Source organism: Rahnella sp. P4_A8, from assembly GCF_056402435.1.
This window is the reverse complement of the sequence record NZ_JBFUHK010000132.1, coordinates 1-4,185: the sequence shown is the minus strand read 5'-3', so window position 1 is coordinate 4,185 and position 4,185 is coordinate 1. Positions and strand designations below refer to the sequence as shown.

Sequence of the window (4,185 nt, the reverse complement as noted above, 5' to 3'; positions counted from 1 at the left end):
ATTCATATATTTGGCAGTGCGCTCGATGAAATATCAAAATCCCGACTGCTTGAGCTGGCGGCAAAACATCCGCTGGCCATCACCTGTTACGTTTTTAAAGAATCTGCGTTCACTGATTTACCGCTGATGGGGCGCTATCCTCAGGCTATTTATTATCGTTTATTCACTCCCTACATCCTTTCTGGCGTCACATCAAAATTACTCTACCTTGACGCGGACACATTATGTTTAGGCAGTTATAAAGAACTGAGCGAGATGGATATCAGCCCTTATACGCTGGCAGCCGTCAACGATACGCAACGGGCAAGAAATAAACTTTGCTCACAGTTAAGTCTGACAAAGGGAAATTATTTCAACTCAGGATTCTTATACATCAATATCCCTCAATGGCTTGAGAAAAATACAACTGAGCGGATCATCCGGACACTTAGCCTTCAGGAAAGTGAATTTAAATTCCCTGACCAGGACGCACTTAATATTGTCCTGGAACATGAAGTTCTGCTGCTTCCTAAAAGATATAATTTTGTGTGTGACATCATTTTAAATAAAGTGGGAAAGAGAGTTGATATCCCGAAAGATACCATCCTGATTCATTATACGGGTAAATGTAAACCCTGGCACCTTTGGGGAATGGGAGAACTGGCCGATATTTATGATCAATATTATGCGCAATCCCCATGGCACGCAGTCCCACATGACGTGCCGGTTTCCTATAAAGAGATGAAACGCTATGCCCAGGCACTCTGGCATAAGGGTCGCTACCTGACCAGCTTGCGCTGGATGACCAAATATATGAATAATAAGATTTTCAGGAAAAGCTCTTTATGAAAAGTAATCTGATGGCACAGATAAAAAAATCGTCTTTTGACGATAAACTTGCATCTTTACTATTCTTATTGATTACCATTTCCATTTCTTTCTTTATGTACTCTGGTGAAATAACCCGGAATTTCTTTTATATCGCAACGTATATTGCTGTCCTGTATTTCATCTACGTCACCCTGCGTGTTGATAAGAAAATTAAATTCTACCCGGTTGCCTGCACAATTCTACTTCTGGGTATCAGCAAGTTGCTTTGGGTTATGCTCACCGTAAACCATCAATATCCGCTCATTGCCTATCATTACCAAATTAGCGGTAAGAGACTCATATTAGCTTCATTTATTCTGTATGCCATTGAACATAACATTCACAAATGGAAAATCCCTGCACTGACAGTGCGCACGGGGATAGCTATTATGACGATTCTTTTTATCGTTATATCCGTCATACGAATCATTGTTTATTTAAAGACAGGCGAAAGAATGAAAATAAATTCTGACGCTCCGACTTCCGGCGCCTATACATTTACTATTTTTTCTTTGCTGGTGATGTACAGTCTTAAATATCATGCGTTAAAGCATTACAGGCTCATTTGTCTGATTGTGATGACGCTAACTTTTGCGGTTCTCGCTGCCACAGAAACCCGCTCTGCAATAATACTCTTTATACTTATTAGTGCAGGCAGCATTATTTACGATTTCACCAAAAGCTCGCATACGTCTAAAATCATCTACGGTTTTGCCATTGCGGTCTTAATTATTGCCGCAGTGACTTCTGGTCATCCTTATTACAATAAAGTCCTCACCCGCTTCGATAATCTCCAAAACGAGGTTACCTCTTACAATGACGGGGAGCGTAATACTTCAGTCGGTGCGCGTTTCTCAATGTGGCGAGCCGGAGTGGATGCTTTCAAACATCACCCGTTTGGTCAGTCCGCCGACAGCCGCAATGCACTTGCCACCACGTTCATCGATGAGCATGAAGGCGGAAACCCGGAAGCGTTACGCAATCTTCAGTTCCATTTGCACAATGATATTATCGATACAATGTCATTACAGGGAATTTTAGGCGCATTGATTATGGTACTTTTCTTCGCCGTATTATTGCTCTATCCCTTCAGGCTGGTGCCCAAAGGTTACGAATTTTTATTACTGTCGGTCCCGGTAATTTACTTCAGTATGGGTGATACCCAGTTTTACAATCGCGAATCACCGTATTTTATTGTGCTGGTATTTGCCTACCTGATGATGCTCAGGATGAGGCCGCATCCCCCCGATAGAAAACAATGATTTTTTCCGGGCTGTGAAACTTACACCGGCCCGGTTGATTGCCCTCCTTATCAGTGGAAATTGTGTGATATGCCCCTTACAACGACATCCGACAACATTAAGCTCAGCGCGATTATCCCTCTGTATAACGCAGGGGAAATGTTCCGAAACTTTATGGATTCGCTCGTCGCCCAGACGCTGACAAACTTCGAGATCATTATCGTCAATGATGGTTCGACAGACGGTTCCGAGTGCGTTGCGCAAGAATATGCTGAGAAATACCCGCATATTCGCGTCATTCATCAGGCTAACGGCGGCGTATCGCGTGCGCGTAATGCTGGCCTGGATATCGCCAAAGGTCAGTACGTCACTTTTCCGGATGCCGATGACATACTCTATCCGAACATGTACCAAACGCTGATTGAACTGTGTGAACAGGATGATCTGGATGTCGCACAATGCAATGGTGAACGTTATTTTGTCGGCTCAGAAAAAGTTAAACCCATCATCCCCACCGATCGTTTAACGTCGACTGCCGTGCTGGATGGCCCGCACTGGCTTAAAATGGCGCTGGCAACAAACCGTTATTTGCACGTAGTGTGGTTAGGTGTCTATCGTCTGGAACTTATTAAAAAGCATCATCTGTATTTTGAACCCGGCCTGCATCATCAGGATATTCCCTGGACAACCGAATTCATGTTCAACGCACGCCGCGTGAAATACACCCAAGAGGTGCTTTATCGCTATTACATTCATGGTCAGTCAATCAGTAACCAAAAAAGAACCGGAATGAAAAACGTTGAATATCAACGGCATTACCTGAAAATTGCCAAGATGCTTGATGAATTAAATAAGCGATATAAAGACCGGGTAAAAATCTATGCGGAGTTTCCGAGACAGGTCACCCGGGAAGCCCTGACGGTTTGTCATTCTGTTCGCCGCGAGCCTGTTCAGGCCGCTCAGAAAGCCATGATCGACGATATTTACACCTCCGGCACACGCAGGATAATGCTGCGTAACGCACGCGGACCGAAACAATGGTGGCAACTGTTACTGTGGCTGTATCGTCTCCATAACCTGCGTAAAAAACTCGGTTAAGTTGTTTCAGAAAGAGACGATTCCTTTATTCGTTTAAGTGGAATCTAACTATTTCATAAATGAAGTTATTTATCTTTCTATATCAGGAAGATAAATAACTTCACAGCATACGATTCTTCACCTAAAATCAACTCACTATATTCTACTATCAGATAATAGAATGCCTAATTCAGAAGCCAAATACGCAGCGTTCAGACCCCAAAGAATTCTTCTGGTGAAACTCCGTCATCATGGAGATATGGTGCTGACCACGCCGGTGATAAACAGGCTACGCGAGCATTACCCCGATGCTGAAATTGATGTGCTTCTGTATAAAGAAACTCGCCCTATTCTCAGTGAACATCCAGCGCTATCTCATATCCATGTCATTGACAGAACATGGAAAAAACAAGGTGTCCGCTATCAGTTACAACAGGAATATCAGTTACTCAAAGCTGTCCGCGACCGACATTATGATCTGGTGATTAATCTTGCCGATCAATGGCGCAGTGCTTTGATTTCCCGATTTAGTGGCGCGAAAGTTCGTTTAGGATTCGACTATAAAAAACGACGTTCTGCTTTCTGGCGGGCAGGTCATACGCAGTTAGTGACGACCGAAAATCACAGCATTTTGCATACTGTCGAACAGAATATGTCGATTTTGTCACCGCTTGGTATTTCCACCGATAACGCTCTGACATCAATGCATTATTCAGAAAGTGACAAGTCATTTTGTCAGCAATTACTTCTGAAAAATCAGGTGTCCGGCGAATATATTGTGATTCAGCCAACCTCCCGCTGGACGTTCAAATGCTGGGATGATGACAAATTCGCCAATGTGATTGATGGACTTGCTGAAACCGGCCTGACGATCGTGATGACCTCCGGCCCGGATAAGAAAGAGCTGGATATGGTGAGCAAAATCCAGGATCTCACGCACAATCCGCAGGTGATCTCTGTCGCCGGTCAGTTATCACTGACCCAACTGGCTGCATTATCACTGACCCAACTGGCTGCA

Annotated in this window: 4 protein-coding genes; all 4 read left to right on the top strand. The window is 43.8% G+C overall.

The window, feature by feature from the left end; all coding sequences use genetic code 11:
* On the top strand, nt 1-828 hold an 828-nt coding region (locus tag AC1DUO_RS23565; protein ID WP_477989019.1), incomplete at its 5' end, for a glycosyltransferase family 8 protein.
* On the top strand, nt 825-2,111 hold the full coding sequence (locus tag AC1DUO_RS23560; RefSeq protein ID WP_119262200.1) for an O-antigen ligase family protein: 1,287 nt from the start codon (nt 825-827) through the stop codon (nt 2,109-2,111). The genes AC1DUO_RS23565 and AC1DUO_RS23560, both read left to right, overlap by 4 nt.
* Before the next feature lie 69 nt (nt 2,112-2,180).
* On the top strand, nt 2,181-3,188 hold the full coding sequence (locus tag AC1DUO_RS23555) for a glycosyltransferase (RefSeq protein WP_013577618.1): 1,008 nt from the start codon (nt 2,181-2,183) through the stop codon (nt 3,186-3,188).
* 214 nt (nt 3,189-3,402) lie between these two features.
* Nucleotides 3,403-4,185: putative lipopolysaccharide heptosyltransferase III (gene rfaQ / locus AC1DUO_RS23550; protein ID WP_477989017.1), on the top strand; the 783-nt coding region annotated here is incomplete at its 3' end.